Genomic DNA, 18,161 nt, shown 5'->3' with positions numbered 1-18,161 from the left:
TGGATACTCTGTGTGGAACGACGCTCGCACTACCAACCTGATCGCCAACACGCTGGCCGTGCTGGCGGTTTGCGCCATGCTCATCGCGGGCGTGGTGTGGGTAGCGCAACGCCCGTTCTTCACGCTGTCGGCCATCGAGCTGGAGTCCATGCCGGACACCGAGCTGCACTATGTGTCGCCGGGGGCGGTGCGATCGGCGATCGCCGGCCGCTTCAGGGGCAACTTCTTCACGGTGGACCTGGACGACGCGCGGGAGATCTTCGAGTCGGTTCCGTGGGTCCGGCATGCCACCGTGCGGCGGATCTGGCCGAACGTGCTGCGCGTGCGGATCGAGGAACAGCAGCCTTTGGCGCTGTGGAACGAGAACCAGATGATCAACACCTGGGGCGAGGCGTTCACGGCCAATACGGGCGAGGTGGACGACGAGACCGTGCTGCCGCAGTTCTCCGGCCCCGAGGGCACCGAGTCGCTGGTCGTGCAGCGCTATGCCGAACTGGCGCGCTGGTTCGCGCCGCTGGACATGCACGTCAAGCAGTTGGAGCTGAGCCCGCGCTACGCCTGGCGCGTCGTGCTGTCCAACGGCATGTCGCTGGACCTGGGACGCGATCCGGGCGCCGATGCGCCCGACCCGCATGGCTTGCCGGGCGCATTGCCGTTCGCGGCCCGTATTCAACGCTTTGTGCAGGCGTGGCCCGCCGTGGCGGGGCGCCTGGAAGGGCGCACCGTGACGCAGGCCGACCTGCGCTATCCGAATGGTTTCGCCCTGGCGCTGGCCCCGTTGCCGCCGTCGGAAACCAAAACCAAATCCACACCGAAACCTCCCAAGAAACGCTAACGCCATGACCCGTGACATCAAGGACCTTATCGTCGCCCTCGATATCGGCACCAGCAAGGTGGTGGCTGTGGTGGCTGAAATCCTGCCTGAAGGGCGATTCGAAGTGCTCGGCCTCGGCCAGCACGAATCGCGCGGCATGCGCAAGGGCGTGGTCGTCAATATCGAGACCACTGTGAATTCCATCCAGCGCGCGCTTGAAGAAGCCGAGCTGATGGCAGATTGCAAGATTCGCGACGTCTACACCGGCATTGCCGGCAGCCATATCCGCAGCTTCAATTCCAGCGGCATGGTCGCCGTGAAGGACAAGGAAGTCACCGCCACCGACGTCGCCCGCGTCATCGAGACCGCCAAGGCGGTGAACATCCCCACCGACCAGCAGGTGCTGCACGTGCTGACGCAGGAGTTCATCGTCGACGGCCAGGAAGACATCCGTGAGCCCATCGGCATGAGCGGCCTGCGCCTGGAAGTGCGCGTGCACATCGTGACGGGCGCGGTCAGCGCCGCCCAGAACATCGTGAAATGCGTGCGCCGCTGCGGCCTGGAAGTGCAGGACCTGATCCTGCAGCCCCTGGCCTCCAGCCTGGCCGTGCTGACGGCCGACGAGAAGGAACTGGGCGTCGTGCTGGTCGACATCGGCGGAGGCACCACCGACGTGGCGATCTTCACCGGCGGCGCGATCCGCCACACCGCCGTGCTGCCCATCGCCGGCGACCAGATCACCAACGACATCGCGGCGATGCTGCGCACGCCGACGCCCGATGCCGAGGAAATCAAGCTGCGCTACGGCGTGGCCAAGCAGGTCCTGGCCAGCCCGGACGAATCCGTGGAAGTCCCGGGCCTGGGCGACCGCGGCCCGCGCCTGGTCAAGCGCCAGGCGCTGGGCGCGGTGATCGAGCCGCGCGTGGAAGAGCTGTTCACGCTGGTGCAGCAGGTGGTGCGCGACTCCGGCTACGAGGACCTGCTGGCTTCCGGCGTGGTCCTGACCGGGGGCTCGGCGCAATTGCCCGGCATGATCGAACTGGCCGAGGACGTGTTCCTCAAGCCGGTGCGCGTGGCGGTGCCCGAATACGAAGGCAGCCTGGCCGACGTGATGCGCAATCCGCGCTTCTCGACGGTGATGGGTCTGTTGCAGGAAGCGCGGATGCAGCGGGTGCGCGGCCGCAAGGTCGCCGCCCAGACGGGCAACTTCAAGACCCTGCTTGCGCGCATGAAGGAATGGTTCATGAATTAGGTAGAGGGGGGCAGGTTGGGGCCTGCTCCTTGGGTCGGCCGGCAGCGGCACCGCTGGCCGTACCAAAAAGAGGGGAGGCGCTTCAAACCCGTTGCGGGCCAGGCCGGCGACGTGTTTGAGGCGATTCACAAGAAATAGGTTGTTGGGGAATTTTGTGATTTGCAAATCGGACTTGTGAGGGAGTCATCATGATGAACTTTGAGATGCTTGAGAACACCACCAAAGGGACCGTAATAAAGGTCGTTGGTGTGGGCGGTGCGGGCGGCAATGCCGTGGCGCACATGATTCGCAGCGGCGTGAATGGCGTGGATTTCGTCTGCGCCAACACCGATGCGCAGGCACTGGCGGCGACCAACGCCCCGGTGCAGATCCGCCTGGGCCGCACGGGCCTGGGCGCGGGCGCCAAGCCCGAGCAGGGACGCGCATCGGCCGAAACCGCGCGCGAGGAGATCCGTGCCGCGCTGAACGGCGCGCACATGGTCTTCATCACCGCCGGCATGGGCGGTGGCACCGGCACCGGCGCGGGTCCGGTCGTGGCCGAAGTGGCGAAGGAGCTGGGCATCCTGACCGTGGGCGTGGTCACGAAGCCTTTCACCTTCGAAGGCAACAAGCGCATGAAGATGGCCGAGGACGGTATCTCGGAACTGGCCAAGCACGTGCATTCGCTCATCGTGGTGCTCAACGAGAACCTCTATGAACTGATGGACGAGGACGCGACGCAGGAAGACTGCTTCCGTTCCGCCGACGACATCCTGCACAACGCCTGCGCGGGCATCGCCGAAATCATCAACGTCGAAGGCAACGTCAACGTCGACTTCGAAGACGTCAAGACGATCATGGGCGAACAGGGCCAGGCCATGATGGGCACGGCATCGGCTTCCGGCGCGGACCGCGCCCGAGTCGCCGCCGAGCACGCCATTGCTTGCCCGCTGCTGGAAGGCGTGGACCTGAACGGCGCTCGCGGCGTGCTGGTCAACATCACCGCCAGCCGCTCGCTGAAGATGCGCGAAACGCGCGAAATCATGGAAACGATCCGCAGCTACGCTTCGGACGACGCCACCGTGATCTTCGGCACCGCCTACGACGAGTCCATGGGCGAGAACCTGCGCGTGACCGTGGTCGCGACCGGCCTGGGCCGCGCGCAATCGCGTCCGCAACTGGTGCAGAACACCGCTGAAGTGCTGCGCACGGGCACCGACAACCTGCCCATGGGCGGGATGCCGGCCGGCCAGGGCGACTACCGCAACCTGGACATGCCTTCGGTCATGCGCAATCCGCGCAGCCAGGCTTCGGCCCAGGTGCGCGCGCTGGAAAGCTCGGGCATGGATCATTTCGACATCCCGGCGTTCCTGCGCAAGCAGGCGGATTGAACCAAAGAGCCGGCCACAGGCTCTAAAACGCACTCCCTCATCTCCGGCTCGCCTGTCCCCTCGGGCGAGCCGGAGGCGGAGCGGTCCGTGTTTCCCTTGCACGGTATAAATAGGGGACGGAGGTATAGGGCGGCCCGGACGCCAGATGGCGCCAGGGATCGTACAGAGTTACAATACGTCAGTTACGCCGGCAATTTGTTCGCTATCTTGCCGGCTTCCTGGCTCAAATCACCCAAGTCTCATGTTCCGACAGCGCAGCATCCAGAATCTCGTCCGCACGACAGGCGTCGGCGTCCACTCCGGACGGCGGGTCGAGCTCACCTTGCGCCCGGCACAGCCCAACACGGGCATCGTTTTCCATCGCGTCGATCTGCCCCAGGTCGTGGACCTGCCTGCCCAGGCGGCCGGCGTGGGCGACACGCGCATGGCGTCCGTGCTGCAGCAGGGCAACGTCCGCGTTTCCACGGTTGAACACCTCATGTCGGCGCTGGCCGGCCTGGGTATCGACAACCTGCACATCGACCTGACGGCCGAAGAAGTCCCGATCATGGACGGCAGCGCGGCGACGTTCGTCTATCTGCTGCGCTCGGCGGGCATCGTCGAACAGAACGCGCCCAAGCAATTCATCCGCGTGCTGAAGCCCGTGGAAGTGCGCGAAGGCGAAGGCCGCAATGAAAAATGGGCGCGCCTGGAACCCCATGAAGGTTTCGCGCTGGCGTTCTCCATCGACTTCCGGCACCCGGCGATCGACTCCACGGCCAATTTCGCCGAGATCGATTTCGCGACGCACTCGTACGTGCGCGAGATCGCCCGCGCGCGCACCTTCGGTTTCGTGAACGAAGTCGAGGCCCTGCGCTCGATGGGCCTGGCCCGCGGCGGCAGCCTGGACAACGCCATCGTCATGGACGAGTACCGCGTGCTCAACAGCGACGGGCTGCGCTACGACGACGAATTCGTGAAGCACAAGATCCTGGACGCCATCGGCGACCTGTATCTGCTGGGCAAACCCTTGGTGGCGCGCTACGTGGCGTGCAAGTCGGGCCACGGCCTGAACAATCAGTTGGCCCGCGCGCTGCTGGCGCAGCGCGATGCCTGGGAACTGATCACCTATGAATCGCAGGCGGAGGCGCCGCAGGCCTTCCGCCACGAGTGGCAACTGGCCTGATCGGCCCACCCCCTACCCGCGGCGCCTGCGCTGTCATTGTGCGAGGTTAGGCCTCGGACAACTTCCAGAGGATGAGGTGGTCGTCATCCTCTCGCGCTTAAGGCGCAAACCAGCGGCAAACCATAGTATCGATCCGTCCGAGAACTTGGTTTCGCTTCGTTTCCGGGTGCGATTGCCGCCGGACAAGCCTCGCGGCTTCAGCTACTCTTGTGGTGCTTCAGAAGTTTGGCGACCGCGTCGGCCAGCGGCCCGGGACGCAGCTTGTCATGCAGCGTCTCGAACGCGCCCAGGGCGGTTTCGCCCAGGGGCTGCGCCTCTTTGGGAGGGCGCGCCTGGCGGGAGCCGGGTTTGGGCAAACCCGCTTGTACCTTGACGGCGATTTCGTTAAGGTTCCAGCCTTGGTCCGCCAGGGTCCGCGCGATGCGCGGCGCCAACTGACGCATTTTGGCCGCATGAGCGGCACTCGGCACCACCAGGTGCAGGCACTGGTTTTCCAGCTTGCCCACCTGGCACACGGCGCCCAGCGGGGCGGGCAGAACCGCCGCCACCGCGTACTGGATTTGCAAGTGCTTGCGGGCGGTCGCCAAGACGCCGGCGCCCCGCATGTCATGACCCAGCCATCCCAGGGCGGTATTTTCTTTCCGCCGGCTGGAACTGGAACGTTGACGGTATGAAGTGGGTCTATTCATCCCGGCTCTAAGAATTAGGAAGCAAACCTTGAAGATCGTGATTATGCACGCCCGCGACGGGCAGGACGGGCATTTCACCCTGGGCGGCGGGCACCTTGCGCTGTTCCTGGGGCTCGCCTTGATCACGGCGGCCATCTGCGGCGCCGCGCTGCAACGATACCTTACTCCCATCCTGCCGGCCGTACACACCGTGGGCTGGCCTTTGTCGAACCAACCGGGGCGCGACGCCGACTTCCTGCGCGGAAACATGAACCTGCTGGCGGCCAAGGTGGGGGCCCTGCAGGCCAAGCTGGTGAGCATCGACGGCCTGGGCCAGCGCGTGGCCAAGGTCGCCGGCGTGGCCTATACCGATCCCGAGCTGGCCAAGCAACTGGCCCTGGCGCAGCCGGAGGCGCTGATCCAGCCCGAGGCCACCCAGGTCATGGACGACCTGTTCACCGACCATCCGCCGCCCAGCGCGGCGTCGGCCGAGGCCCTGGGCCGCCAGCTCGACGACATCCAGGCCAGGCTGTCCCAGCAGACCGACAACCTGAAGCTGCTGGATGCGGCGCTGACGCGGCGCTCGGCCGACCAGGCCCGCATGCCGACCGCCATGCCCATCACCGATTACCCCTACCTCAGCTCGTCCTACGGCTGGCGCCGCAATCCGGTGACGGGCCGCAGCGCCATGCACGAGGGGCTGGATTTCGCCGCGCCTCCCGGCACGCCCATCCTGGCGGCCTCGGGTGGCGTGGTGCTGGAATCCAAATTCCAGCCGGGCTACGGCAATATGGTCGAGATCGACCATGGCGATGGCCTGGTCACCCGCTATGCCCACGCCTCGTCCCTGCTGGTCAAGCAGGGGCAACTGGTCGAGCGCGGCCAGCAGGTCGCCCGCGTGGGCAGTTCCGGCCGGTCCACCGGTCCGCACCTCCACTTCGAGGTGCGACTCGCGGGGCAGCCCCTCGACCCCCGCCTGTTCCTGGGGCCGCAGCAGAACGCGCCGCCCGCCGTGGCCCACGCCGCGCAGTGAACGGCCGGCGCGCGGGCCGGTCAAACCGGCCAACAGTGCTACCCTGGTGATAGATCCAGGCTATTGCGCTCCATGTGCGTTAAACTGGTTCGTTTCCCAGCGGACCCCCGCTCAACCAATAACATCAAGTCACGGGCGACGCTGCCCAGCCCTTACGCGAGGGTGGCGTGTCCCGTGCGGCCGACATACGCATGGTTTCTCTGCTCAAAAAACTCATAGGTAGCCGCAACGACCGGCTGCTTAAGCAGTATCGCAAGCTGGTAACCCAGATCAACGGGCTCGAGCCCAAGATCTCCGCGCTCTCCGATGAGGAGCTGGCGGCCAAAACCGAGGAATTCCGTTCCCGCCACGCGCAGGGCACGTCCCTGGACGACCTGCTGCCCGAAGCCTTCGCCGTCGTGCGCGAGGCCGGCAAGCGGGTGTTCGGCATGCGCCACTTCGACGTGCAGATGCTGGGCGGCATCGCCCTGCACAACGGCAAGATCGCCGAAATGCGCACGGGCGAGGGCAAGACGCTCATGGCGACGCTGCCCGTCTACCTGAACGCGATCGCCGGCAAGGGCGTGCACGTGGTCACGGTGAACGACTACCTGGCCCGCCGCGACGCGGAATGGATGGGCCGCCTGTACCGCTTCCTGGGCATGAGCACGGGCGTGGTGGTGCCGCAGCAGCCCAACGAAGAGAAGAAGGCCGCCTACGTTGCCGACATCACCTACGGCACCAATAACGAATTCGGCTTCGACTACCTGCGCGACAACATGGAATACCGTGTTGAGGACCGCCGCCAGCGCGGGCTGTTCTACGCGATCGTCGACGAAGTGGACTCGATCCTGATCGACGAGGCCCGCACGCCGCTGATCATCTCCGGCCAGGCCGAGGACCACACCGAACTCTACATCCGCATGAACGCGGTGCCGCCCCTGCTCAAGCGCATGGCGAGCGAGCCGAAGCCGCAGGAGCCGGAACCCGAAGGCGACTACTGGGTCGACGAAAAGAGCCAGCAGGTCTACCTGTCCGAAGCCGGGCACGAGAACGCCGAGGGCATCCTGGCGCGCCTGGGCATCCTGCCCGAAGGCGAATCGCTGTACGACCCGCGCCATATCGCGCTGATGCACCACCTGATGGTGGCGCTGCGCGCCAACACGCTGTTCTTCCGCGACCAGCAGTACGTGGTGCAGGACGGCGAAGTGGTGATCGTCGACGAATTCACCGGCCGCCTGATGGTGGGCCGCCGCTGGTCCGACGGCCTGCACCAGGCGGTCGAGGCCAAGGAAGGCGTGAAGATCCAGCACGAGAACCAGACGCTGGCCTCGATCACGTTCCAGAACTACTTCCGCATGTACGAAAAGCTGTCCGGCATGACCGGCACGGCCGATACGGAAGCGTACGAATTCCAGGAAATCTACGGGCTCGAGACGGTCATCATCCCGACCAACAAGCCCATGGTCCGCAAGGATCAGAATGACCAGGTCTTCAAGACCGACCAGGAAAAGTACAACGCCATCCTGAACGACATCCGCGATTGTCACGAGCGCGGGCAGCCGGTGCTGGTGGGCACCACCAGCATCGAGAACTCCGAGCTGCTGTCGGGCCTGCTGAAGAAGGCCAAGCTGCCGCACGAAGTGCTGAACGCGAAGCAGCACGCCCGCGAAGCCGAGATCGTCGCCGAGGCCGGCAAGCCGGGCCACATCACCATCGCCACGAACATGGCCGGCCGGGGCACCGACATCGTGCTGGGCGGCAGCGTCGACAAGCAGGTCGACCTGATCCGCGCCGACGAGTCGCTGTCCGAGGACGAGAAGAACGCGCGCATCGAGCAGGTGCGCGCGGAATGGAAGCCGCTGAACGAGCAGGTCAAGGCCGCTGGCGGCCTGCGCATCATCGGCACCGAACGCCACGAATCGCGCCGCATCGACAACCAGTTGCGCGGCCGCGCCGGCCGCCAGGGCGACCCGGGCTCTTCCCGCTTCTACCTGTCGCTGGAAGATTCGCTGATGCGCATCTTCGCGGGCGACCGCGTGCGCGCCATCATGGAGCGTCTGAAGCTGCCCGAGGGCGAGCCCATCGAGGCCGGCATGGTGACGCGTTCGATCGAGACCGCGCAGCGCAAGGTGGAAGGCCGCAACTTCGACATCCGCAAGCAGTTGCTCGAATACGACGACGTGGCCAACGACCAGCGCAAGGTGCTGTATTCGCAGCGCAACGACGTGCTGGAAGCCGCCAGCGTGGGCGAAACCGTGCAGAATCTGCGCGACGCCGCCGTGACCGACATGTTCAACGTCCACGTGCCGCCGGAATCGGTGGAAGAACAGTGGGACGTGCCGGCGCTGCAGAAGGCGCTGGAGGCCGATTGGCACCTGCAACTGCCGCTGATGGAGATCCTGGAAAAGGAAACCAGCCTGACCGACGACGACCTGCGCGAACGCGTGGTGGCCGCCGCGCGCGGCGCCTACCAGGCCAAGGTCGACCAGGTCGGCCTGGAATCGTGGTCGCAGTTCGAGCGTTCGATCATGCTGCAGGCGATCGACACGCACTGGCGCGAACACCTGTCCGCGCTGGACTACCTGCGCCAGGGCATCCATCTGCGCGGCTATGCGCAGAAGAATCCCAAGCAGGAATACAAGCGCGAGGCCTTCGAACTGTTCTCGGGCATGTTGGACCGCATCCGCGACGACGTGGTCCGGGTCTTGATGACGGTGCGCGTGCAGTCCCAGGAACAAGTGGACCAGGCCGAAGCCGAAGCGGCGCAGTCGCACGTGCAGAACGTGCAGTACCACCACTCCGACTACGACGAAGCGTTGGCCCAGCCGGAATCGCAAGGCGGCGCGCAACCCGTGCGCAACGCGATGCCCAAGGTCGGCCGCAACGATCCGTGCCCCTGCGGCAGCGGCAAGAAGTACAAGCAGTGCCACGGCAAGCTGGTCTGATCAGGTAGAAGCCATCATGCTGCATTCCGTCGGCCGCACTGAATTCGATCACGCCGTGGTCATGGTGCGCGACCGGCTGGATGCGCTGGCCCCGCATTTCGAGCGCCAGGGTTTTCACCTGAGCGACAAGGCGGTGCACAACCTGGGGTCGTGCAACCGCCTGATCGTCCTGGAAGGGACGTACGTCGAACTGCTGGGCTGGCCGCCGGGCGCGCCGCCCGCGCGCAAGGAAATCGCCGATTCGCCCTTCGGGCTGGAAGCCCTGGTGTTCCGCACCCATGACGCCGAGGCCACCTACCAGCGCCTGCTGGCCGCCGGCTTTGCCGTCAATCCCGTCCAGGAGCTGACCCGCCCGGCGATGCTGGACGGCGAGGAAGTCCAGGCCCGTTTCCATACCGTGCGCTTCGCCGAGCAGCCCCTGCCCGGCATCCGCATGTATTTCTGCCGTCACCTGACGCCGGAGTGCGTGTGGTCGCCGGCGCTGATGGCGCATCCCAACGGCGCGCGCAGCCTGCTGCGCATCGATGCCCGGGCGTCCGACGCCCGCGCGGTCGCGGAGCGGCTGGCGCGGGTGGCCGACGTGGACGCCGAGCCCGCGGGCGACGGCTGGGACGTTCCGCTGGCCAACCTGCGCATCCACGTGAGCCACGACGCGTCGGCCGCCACGCCCGCGCTTTCCACCCTGACCCTGGAAAACCGGGACGGCGCCCACTACACGCTGGATACCGGGTCGTAGGACGGGTAAAGCGCGAGACAACTCGCGCAAAAACCCAATTGCCCATCGCGCGAAACCCATGCGGCCGTGGGCAGACAGTGCCTGGCCGCGGCTGGAAAACACGCTCTTGCGGCCGCATGGGTTTCGCGCGTTGAGCACCTAGGTTCTTACCTGGGAACTGCCGCGCTACACCCATCCTACCCATCCCACGCATCCCACACGGCCCACACGGCCCACACGGGGCCCGCCCATCCCTCGTCACCCTTCGGATTCCGGGCAAACCCTGCTTGCCCACGAAGTGTATGCACTTTAGTATGCACTTCATCTTCCGTTGGCGAACCCTGACACTTTCAGTCCGGTATGACGCAATCTTCCCCCGCTATCCGTCCCGCGGCCCGCACGTCGGCGGGCCAGGCCGAGCTGTACGGCGCCGTCAAGGCGATGGCCGTGCGCTTCGAATTCAAGCCCGGCGAACGCATCAACGAGGTGGACCTGGCCCGCCGGCTGAACGTCAGCCGCACGCCCTTGCGCGAAGTGCTGAACCAACTGATGGTCGAGGGTTTCCTGACCCGCTCGGTGAACCGGGGCTTCATCGCCCGCCTGCTCGACGCCAAGCAGATCCACAGCCTGTACGAATACCGCGCGGTGCTGGAGGCCGGCATCGTGCGCGCCGCCTGCGAGCGCGCCACCGATGAGGAGCTGGCCAGCTTGCGGGCGTTCGTGGAGCGTTCGCGCGACGAACCCGAGGACAGCGAGGCCACGCGCCTGCTGGAGTTGGACGAAGCCTTCCACCTGACGCTGGCCCGCTATTCCCGGAACGAGGAATTCGTGCGGGCGCTGGAAAGCGTCAACGCCCGCATCCATTTCGTGCGCTGGATCGACATGCAGCAGGGCCGCCGCGGCCATACCCAGGGCGAGCACCTGCGCATCGTCGAGGCGCTGCAGCGCCGCGATATCGAGGTCCTGCCCGGACTGATGAATGCGCACATCGGCCGCCGGCTGGACCAGATCACCGACGTCATACGCACCGGTTTTTCCACGATTTACATGCGGGACCAGGCCGAACCCGCCTCGGCAGTGCCGGCCAACACCATATCAGCAGGGGAAAATCTATGAACCACAAGTTGAAACGCGGGCTGGCGGCGCTATGCGTGCTGGCCGCCGCAGGGGGCGCTTTTGTCGCGGCGCCCGCCATGGCGGAGGAACGGCCGCTGGTGCTGGTCGTGCCGTATCCGCCGGGAGGCAGCACGGACATCCTGGCCCGCATTCTGCAGCCGCGGCTGTCCGAACAGCTCGGCGGCCGCGCGGTCGTGGTCGAGAACCGGCCTGGCGCGGCCAGCCAGATCGCGACCGCCTTCGTGGCGCGCGCCGAGCCTGACGGCAACACGCTCCTGGTCAGCTTCGACAACCACGGGATCAATCCCGCCGTGAAGCCCAAGCTGCCCTACGACACGTTCAAGGATTTCGTGGCGATCTCGCAGACGGTGCGTTTCCCGCTGGTGATCGGGGCGAATCCGGGCGTGCCCGGGGACAACCTGAAGGAATTCCTGGCCGCCGCCGCCCAGCAGCCGCCGAACAAGTTCAACTATGCGTCCACCGGCGTCGGTTCGCTGAATCACCTGGCGCCCGAAGAACTCAAGCGCCTGTCCAAGGTCGAGCTGCTGCACGTGCCTTACGGCGGCGGCGGACCGGCCATCCAGGCCGTGGTGGGCGGGCAGGCCAACATGACGTGGCTGAGCTTCGCGGCGCTGCGGGGCCAGATCCAGGGGGGCAAGATCAAGCCGCTGGCCGTGGCGGGCGACAAGCGCCTGCCGGAATTGCCCAACGTGCCCACGGTGGCCGAATCCGGCTTCCCCGGCTTCGTCGCCTATTCCTGGAGCGGCATGTTCGCCCCGAAGGGCACGCCCGAAGCCACGGTGAAAAAGCTGACCGCGGATTTCCAGGCCGTGCTGGCGGATCCTGAAATCCGAAAGAAGGTGACGGAGGCGGGGTTCGAGATCGTGGCCTCGGACGGCGCGGCGCTGGATGCCTACGTGAAGTCGGAATACGAGCGCTGGAGCGCCTTCATCAAGAGCAGCAACATCAATCTGGACAACTGAACGGCGCGCGGCCGGGCCGCCCGGCCGCGCAAGCAACACGTGGAGATGACATGGAAAACCTGACCGGCGCCGAAGCCATGGTGCGGATGCTGCAGCACAACGGCGTCAAACATATTTTCGGCCTGTGCGGCGACACCAGCCTGCCGTTTTACGACGCGCTGTACCGCCTGGACCACGGCATGCGGCACATCCTGACGCGCGATGAACGCAGCGCCGGCTACATGGCTGACGCCTACGCCCGCGTCACCGGCAAGGTCGGCGTGTGCGAAGGCCCCAGCGGCGGCGGCGCGACCTATCTGCTGCCCGGCCTGGTGGAGGCCAACGAGTCGTCCGTGCCCGTGCTGGGCATCACCTCGGACGTGGCGGTGGGCTCGCGCGGCAAGTATCCCCTGACCGAGCTGGACCAGGAGGCGCTGTACCGCCCGCTGACGAAATGGAACCGCACGATCGACCGCGCGGACCAGATCCCCGGCATGGTGCGGGCGGCGTTCCGCGCGATGACGACCGGCAAGCCCGGCTCGGCCCACCTCTGCTTCCCGTACGACGTGATGAAGCAGCAGGTGGACGCCTCCGACATCTGGGCCCAGCCCGAGCACGGCCGCTACCCGGCGATGCGCTTCGCCCCGGACCCCGCCGACGTCGCGCGCGCCGCGCGGCGGCTGGTCGGCGCGCGTTCGCCGGTGATCATCTGCGGCGGCGGCGTGGTCATCGCCGAAGCCAGCGCCGCCTTGCAGCAACTGGCCGAATCGCTCAAGGCCGCGGTCTGCGTGACGGTGAGCGGGCAGGGCAGCCTGGCCGACACCCATCCCCTGAACGCGGGAGTGGTGGGCTCCAACGGCGGCGTGATGGCGACGCGCGACGTGGTGGCCGCCGCGGACGCGGTGCTGTTCGTGGGATGCCGCGCCGGATCGACCTCGACCGAGCATTGGCGCTTCCCCAACCGCGACGTGCCCATCCTGCACATCGACATCGACCCGATGGTGATCGGCGCCAACTACCTGACGGAAGTGGGCATGGTCGGCGACGCCAGGCTGGCGCTGGAGGCGCTGGGCGCCGAAGTGGCCGAGCGCCTGGCGCACCGCCCCTCGGACGCCGTCGACGGCGCGGTGCTGGCCGGCCGCGCCAAGGAGGCCCGCCGGGCGCAACTGGAGCCGCTGGCCAGCAGCCTGGACACGCCCATCCGTCCCGAGCGCGTGGTGCAGTCCCTGAACCGCCTGCTGCCGGACGACGCCGTGGTCTGCGCGGACCCCGGCACGCCTTGCCCGTACTTCTCGGCCTACTACGACGTGTCGCGGCCCGGCCGCCACTTCATCACCAACCGGGCGCACGGCGCGCTGGGCTTTTCCATGTCCGCCGCGCTGGGCGCGTGGGTGGGCAGGCCCCAGTCCAAGTGCGTGTCGGTGATGGGCGACGGCAGCTTCGGTTTCACGGTGGGCGAGCTGGAAACCATCGTGAGGCACAAGGCGCCGCTGCTGATGGTGGTGTTTTCGAACTCCGTCTACGGCTGGATCAAGGCCAGCCAGAAGGCGGGCTACGACAAGCGCTACTACAGCGTGGATTTCGAGCGCACCGACCATGCCCGCATTGCCGAGGCCTACGGCGTGAAGGCATGGCGCGTGGAGGATCCAGCCAAGCTGGACGCCGCCATCAAGGCCGCCATGGAGCACGATGGTCCGGCGCTGATCGACGTGGTGGCCCAGCCGTTGCAGGACGCCGCGGCGCCGGTCAGCCAGTGGATGGGCTGATCCCGCCCGGGGGCGCCGCCTTTCCGGGCGGTGCCGTCCTATACTGATCCGCTAGCGCAGGGCGAGCCACCGGGGCCTGCCCGCAGCGACAGGAGAGTCGGGCATGGATCTGGGGATCGGCGGCAAGACGGCACTGGTGTTTGGCGGCAGCCGCGGCATGGGCCGCGCGTGCGCCCTGCAATTGGCGCGGGAGGGCGTGGCCGTCACGATAGCGGCCCGCAATCCGGCAACGCTGGAACAGGCCGCCGCCGAGATCTCGCGCGAGACCGGCACGGGCGTGGGCTGGGTATCGGCCGACCTGACGCTGCCGCGGGGTCGGGACTCCGCCATGGCCGCCTGTCCGCATCCCGACATCCTGGTCAACAACGCCGACGGGCCGCTGCCGGGCGATTTCCGGAATTGGTCGCACGAGGACTGGGTCGCGGCGCTGGACGCCATGATGCTGGGCCCCATCGACATGATCCGGCGAGTCGTCGACGGAATGATCGAGCGGCGCTTCGGCCGCATCGTGAACATCGTCTCCCGCAGCGTGAAGGCGCCGCATGCCGAGCTAGGGCTGTCCAACGGCGCGCGTTCGGGCCTGATCGGCTTCGTGGGCGGGCTGGCGCGGCAGACCGTGAGGCACAACGTCACTATCAACAACCTGCTGCCCGGCGCTTTCGCCACCGACGCGCAGGTCAGGCACATCCAGGGCATGCTGGAGCAGTCCGGCGGCAAGAGCTTCGAGCAGCTCTGGGACGAGCGCGGACGTTCCAATCCGGCCGGCCGCTACGGCCAGCCCGAGGAACTGGGCGCGCTGTGCGCCTACGTCTGTTCGGCGCATGCCGGCTACCTGACGGCGCAGAACATCCTCATCGACGGCGGCGGCTACCCCGGCACGTACTGACCGGCAGGCTGATGGCTGGACGCGGCCGGGCCGAACAGGCAAGATTGGGGCCGATCGCGTGAGGACTCCCGATGGACCAGACCGACATCAAGATACTGGCCTTGCTGCAAAAGGACGCCACCTGCTCGGTCGCCGAGATCGCCGAGCAAGTGCACCTGTCCGTGACGCCCTGCTGGCGCCGCATCCAGAAACTGAAGGACGACGGCGTCATCGCGCGCAACGCCATCCTGCTGGATCCCCGCGCCCTGGGCCTGAACCTGACCGTCTTCGTGTCCATCAAGACCAGCCAGCACAACGAGAAGTGGACGCAGAGCCTGATCAACGCCGTGATGGCCCTGCCCAACGTGGTGGAGTTCCACCGCATGGCGGGCGACGTCGACTACCTGCTGAAGGTCGTGGTCGAGGACATGGCGGCCTACGATCGCTTCTACCGCCGCCTGATCGGCGCCGTCGACCTGCTGGACGTCAGCGCCAGTTTCTCGATGGAAGTCATCAAGAGCACGACCGAATTGCCGCTGGACTCGGTGTAGGCGCGGGGCGCGCAATTTTATTTCCGCGGCGGCCGCCGCCGGGGATGCAAATTCCGTTCGCGGCCTTGAAGGCCCTTTATCTCGCAATTCTTTTGCGCGCGCCAGGGCGTAGGATATCCGCCATTCCAGCCATGGAACGAACCGGGATATCAGAGGACCCTATGTCGTTGGCAGTACCCGCCGGCTGCGCCGGCCCGGCAAGAACGCGGCACGCGCTTTCGGTGGATGACCTGTTGGCCGAGTGGAACGGCGCCGACGATCTGTGGGTCTTCGCCTACGGCTCCCTGGTATGGCATCCCGGTTTCGCGTGGCGCGAACGCCGCCTGGCGACGGTGCGCGGCTACCACCGGTCCTTGTGCCTGTGGTCCCACGACCATCGCGGCTCACCCGACAATCCCGGCCTGGTGTTCGGCCTGGATCGCGGCGGCTGCTGCCGCGGGGTGGCTTTCCTGGTGGCGGCCCGCGATGTGCCGGCGGTGTTCCAGGCGCTGTGGCGCCGGGAAATGGCCGCGGGCGCCTATACGCCCCGCTGGCTCACCTGCCACACCGAGGCCGCGCCGGTGCGGGGGCTGGCGTTCCTGCTGAACCGGACCTGCCAGGAATACGCCGCCGGCATCAGCGACGACCGCCTGCTGGCTTCCGTGCGCAACGCCGTGGGGCAGTCGGGGCCTTGCCTGGATTACGTGGTGGAAACGGCGCGCGCGCTGCGCGCGCATGGCATCGACGACTGGCGCCTGGGCGACCTCGTCCGCCGGCTGGGCCTGGCCTGCTGAGGCCTGGCGCCCGCCGTTCAGAACTGCCAGCGGCCGAACATGAACAGCACGTTGCCCGCGCCGCTCGAACCCGGGATGTAGGTCGCGTAGAGCATGGCGTCCTTGTAGCCCGCGCCCACCAGCGGCAGGATGCCGGGGAACGGCACGTAGCTCATGATGTCGTGGCGCGCCGTCAGGAAGACGGTGTAGCCCGCGCCCAGGCGGAAGTTGTCGCTGACCTGGCCGATCTTCAGGAAGCCGTAGCCGGCGATGGGTTCGACCTTGCTGTGCGAATCCAGGAAGGCCATGGCGTACAGGCCCTGCCAGTCGCCGTCTTCGTCATAGATGCTGCGGCCATAGCCGCCGCCCCAGGCCAGTTCGTTGAAGCTGTCGATCTTTTCACGGCTGTAGGTGGCGCGGTTGTGCCACGAATAGCCGGTCAGGTAGAGGTCGTTGCCGCCTTCGGTCCAGATCTGGTCCAGGCGGCTGCACGCCGATCGCGCCCACGAGGGCAGGTTGTCACAGGCTTGAACGGCGGGGGCGAAGGGTAAGAGCAGCAGGCAGAGAATCGCTGCCCGGAGTCTGGGGGTCATTGCGGGCACTGAAGGGAGGAAGATGACAATCCCATTACTGTAATGGAACAGTCCCCATCTTCCCTGTCAGTTAGCTGTCAGGCGCGCCGTCCCCGGAGGAACAGGACGAAGCGCGCCAGCGCCTGTTGCGGTCAGACTACAGCAGGAAGATCGTGGCCAGGCCCAGGAAGATGAAGAATCCCAGCGAATCCGTGGCGAAGGTGAGCAGCACCGACGAACCCATCGCCGGATCCTTCCCGAAGCGGGCGCGCACCATCGGCACCAGCACGCCCACCGACGCGCCCACGAGCATATTGCAGACCATGGCGGCCATCATCACCAGCGCGATGGACACCGAATGCGAGATCGCCCAGGCGAACAGGGCGGCCACGAGGCTGCCGCACAGCCCGACCATCAGGGTCACGAAGAGTTCGCGCTTGACCAACTGCCAGAGATTGCGCCCGGTGATGCGGCCCATGGCCAGCGCCCGGATGATGAGCGTCATGGTCTGGTTGCCGGAGTTGCCGCCGATGCCGGCCACGATCGACATCAGGAACGCCAGGATGACGATCTGGCTGACCGTGCCCTCGAACCGGGAAGCCACGAAGGATGCCGTGGCGGCGGTACAGAGGTTGAAGAGCAGCCAGGGCGCGCGGTTGCGCAGGGCGGTGGCGACCGGCGCGAAGATGTCCTCTTCCTGCAGGCCGGCGCGCGACAGGGCCTGTTCCTGCGAGTCTTCGCGCATCACGTCCACCACGTCGGCGATGGTGACGCGGCCGATGAGCCGGCCCTGGTCGTCCATCACGGGGGCGGACACCAGGTCGTAGCGTTCGAAGGCGCCGGCGGCGTCGGCGTCGGAGTCCAGCGGGTTCAGCGCCAGGAAGTCCGAGTTCATGACGGCGCGCACTTCGGTTTCGGGTTCGCTGACCAGCAGGCGCGACAGGGGCAGGATGCCTTGCAGCCTGTCCTGGCGGTCCACCACGAAGATCTGGTCGGTGTGGTCGGGCAGTTCGTGCAGCCGGCGCAGGTAGCGCAGCACCACTTCCAGCGTCACGTCCTCGCGCACCCGGACCATTTCGAAGTCCATGATCGCGCCCACGCTGTCTTCCGGATAGCCCATGGCTTCCAGCAACTGCGCGCGTTCCTCTTCGGTCAGGCCCTTCTGGACTTCGGCCACCACGTCGGGCGGCAGGTCGGGCGCCAGGTCGGCCAGCTCGTCGGCATCCATGTTGCCGGTGGCGGCGACCAGGTCCTGGCGGTCCATCGCTTCGATGAGCGATTCCCGCACCCAGTCCTCGACCTCCAGCAGGACGTCGGCGTCGTGCTCGGGGCTGACCAGCGCCCAGATGGCCTGCCGTTCGTCCTTGGGCAGCGATTCCAGGATGAAGGCGATGTCGGCGGGGTGCAGGCCGTCCAGCAGGGTCTTGAGTTCGGCTTCGTGCTGGCGGTGCACCAGGTCTTCGACCAGCGAGGCCTTCGAGTCGCCTTCTTCCTGGCGATGCACGAGGTCGGCGACCAGTTGCTGGCGGCGCAGGCGTTCCTGCACTTCCGCCAGGGCGTGCTGGGCGTCTTCCGGGTCGAGGCGGCGGGGCGTCGCGGGCGGTTTCTGCGCGGCGGCGGACTGCGTCATGCG

General features: G+C 66.8%; 16 protein-coding genes. 13 read left to right on the top strand and 3 right to left on the bottom strand.

Going from position 1 to position 18,161, the window contains the following annotated elements:
• Window positions 1–10 precede the first annotated feature (10 nt).
• From AVE30378_RS02900 to lpxC, 4 genes are all read left to right on the top strand, one after another.
• Entirely contained in the window at window positions 11–835 is an 825-nt protein-coding gene (locus tag AVE30378_RS02900; protein ID WP_129239266.1) for a cell division protein FtsQ/DivIB, read from the top strand.
• Window positions 836–839: 4 nt separating this feature from the next.
• Complete coding sequence (gene ftsA / locus AVE30378_RS02895) at window positions 840–2,066, top strand: cell division protein FtsA (RefSeq protein ID WP_129239265.1); 1,227 nt, start codon at window positions 840–842, stop codon at window positions 2,064–2,066.
• Between the two features lie 188 nt (window positions 2,067–2,254).
• Window positions 2,255–3,436 (top strand): cell division protein FtsZ, encoded by a 1,182-nt coding sequence (gene ftsZ / locus AVE30378_RS02890; protein ID WP_129239264.1) that lies wholly within the window; start codon window positions 2,255–2,257, stop codon window positions 3,434–3,436.
• 241 nt (window positions 3,437–3,677) lie between these two features.
• Window positions 3,678–4,601: a UDP-3-O-acyl-N-acetylglucosamine deacetylase gene (gene lpxC / locus AVE30378_RS02885; protein WP_129239263.1), complete on the top strand. Its 924-nt coding sequence runs from the start codon at window positions 3,678–3,680 to the stop codon at window positions 4,599–4,601.
• A 197-nt stretch (window positions 4,602–4,798) separates the two neighbouring features.
• Here the strand turns inward: lpxC and AVE30378_RS02880 are convergent, their stop codons facing one another.
• Window positions 4,799–5,206, bottom strand: coding sequence for a DciA family protein (locus tag AVE30378_RS02880; RefSeq protein ID WP_129239262.1), 408 nt, complete (start codon window positions 5,204–5,206; stop codon window positions 4,799–4,801).
• A 127-nt stretch (window positions 5,207–5,333) separates the two neighbouring features.
• Here AVE30378_RS02880 and AVE30378_RS02875 point away from each other — a divergent pair, with 127 nt between their 5' ends.
• From AVE30378_RS02875 to AVE30378_RS02835, 9 genes are all read left to right on the top strand, one after another.
• Window positions 5,334–6,302: a M23 family metallopeptidase gene (locus AVE30378_RS02875; protein WP_129239294.1), complete on the top strand. Its 969-nt coding sequence runs from the start codon at window positions 5,334–5,336 to the stop codon at window positions 6,300–6,302.
• A gap of 191 nt (window positions 6,303–6,493) precedes the next feature.
• A complete protein-coding gene (gene secA / locus AVE30378_RS02870; protein WP_129239261.1) occupies window positions 6,494–9,229 on the top strand; it encodes a preprotein translocase subunit SecA in 2,736 nt (911 codons plus the stop codon).
• Window positions 9,230–9,245: 16 nt separating this feature from the next.
• Window positions 9,246–9,965 carry a VOC family protein gene (locus AVE30378_RS02865; RefSeq protein ID WP_129239260.1) on the top strand — a complete coding sequence of 240 codons (720 nt, stop codon included), beginning with the start codon at window positions 9,246–9,248 and terminating at the stop codon, window positions 9,963–9,965.
• 339 nt (window positions 9,966–10,304) lie between these two features.
• Window positions 10,305–11,060, top strand: coding sequence for a GntR family transcriptional regulator (locus AVE30378_RS02860; protein ID WP_129239259.1), 756 nt, complete (start codon window positions 10,305–10,307; stop codon window positions 11,058–11,060).
• Complete coding sequence (locus AVE30378_RS02855; protein WP_129239258.1) at window positions 11,057–12,043, top strand: tripartite tricarboxylate transporter substrate binding protein; 987 nt, start codon at window positions 11,057–11,059, stop codon at window positions 12,041–12,043. The genes AVE30378_RS02860 and AVE30378_RS02855 overlap by 4 nt, the downstream gene beginning before the upstream one ends.
• 50 nt (window positions 12,044–12,093) lie before the next feature.
• On the top strand, window positions 12,094–13,788 hold the full coding sequence (locus AVE30378_RS02850) for a thiamine pyrophosphate-binding protein (protein WP_129239257.1): 1,695 nt from the start codon (window positions 12,094–12,096) through the stop codon (window positions 13,786–13,788).
• A 103-nt stretch (window positions 13,789–13,891) separates the two neighbouring features.
• On the top strand, window positions 13,892–14,674 hold the full coding sequence (locus AVE30378_RS02845) for an SDR family NAD(P)-dependent oxidoreductase (protein ID WP_129239256.1): 783 nt from the start codon (window positions 13,892–13,894) through the stop codon (window positions 14,672–14,674).
• Window positions 14,675–14,745: 71 nt separating this feature from the next.
• Window positions 14,746–15,204, top strand: coding sequence for an Lrp/AsnC family transcriptional regulator (locus AVE30378_RS02840; RefSeq protein WP_129239255.1), 459 nt, complete (start codon window positions 14,746–14,748; stop codon window positions 15,202–15,204).
• Between the two features lie 161 nt (window positions 15,205–15,365).
• Window positions 15,366–15,977, top strand: a complete 612-nt coding sequence (locus AVE30378_RS02835) for a gamma-glutamylcyclotransferase (RefSeq protein ID WP_129239254.1) — start codon at window positions 15,366–15,368, stop codon at window positions 15,975–15,977.
• A 17-nt stretch (window positions 15,978–15,994) separates the two neighbouring features.
• Here AVE30378_RS02835 and pagP read toward each other — a convergent pair whose 3' ends face one another.
• Together pagP and mgtE are read right to left on the bottom strand one after the other, a co-directional pair.
• A complete protein-coding gene (gene pagP / locus AVE30378_RS02830; protein ID WP_129239253.1) occupies window positions 15,995–16,549 on the bottom strand; it encodes a lipid IV(A) palmitoyltransferase PagP in 555 nt (184 codons plus the stop codon).
• A gap of 136 nt (window positions 16,550–16,685) precedes the next feature.
• Window positions 16,686–18,158: a magnesium transporter gene (mgtE, locus tag AVE30378_RS02825; protein WP_129239252.1), complete on the bottom strand. Its 1,473-nt coding sequence runs from the start codon at window positions 18,156–18,158 to the stop codon at window positions 16,686–16,688.
• Between the last annotated feature and the right edge of the window lie 3 nt (window positions 18,159–18,161).

It is taken from the genome of Achromobacter veterisilvae (genome assembly GCF_900496975.1).
In the GTDB taxonomy this organism is placed as follows: domain Bacteria; phylum Pseudomonadota; class Gammaproteobacteria; order Burkholderiales; family Burkholderiaceae_B; genus Achromobacter; species Achromobacter veterisilvae.
This window is presented reverse-complemented; position numbering and strand designations above follow the sequence as displayed.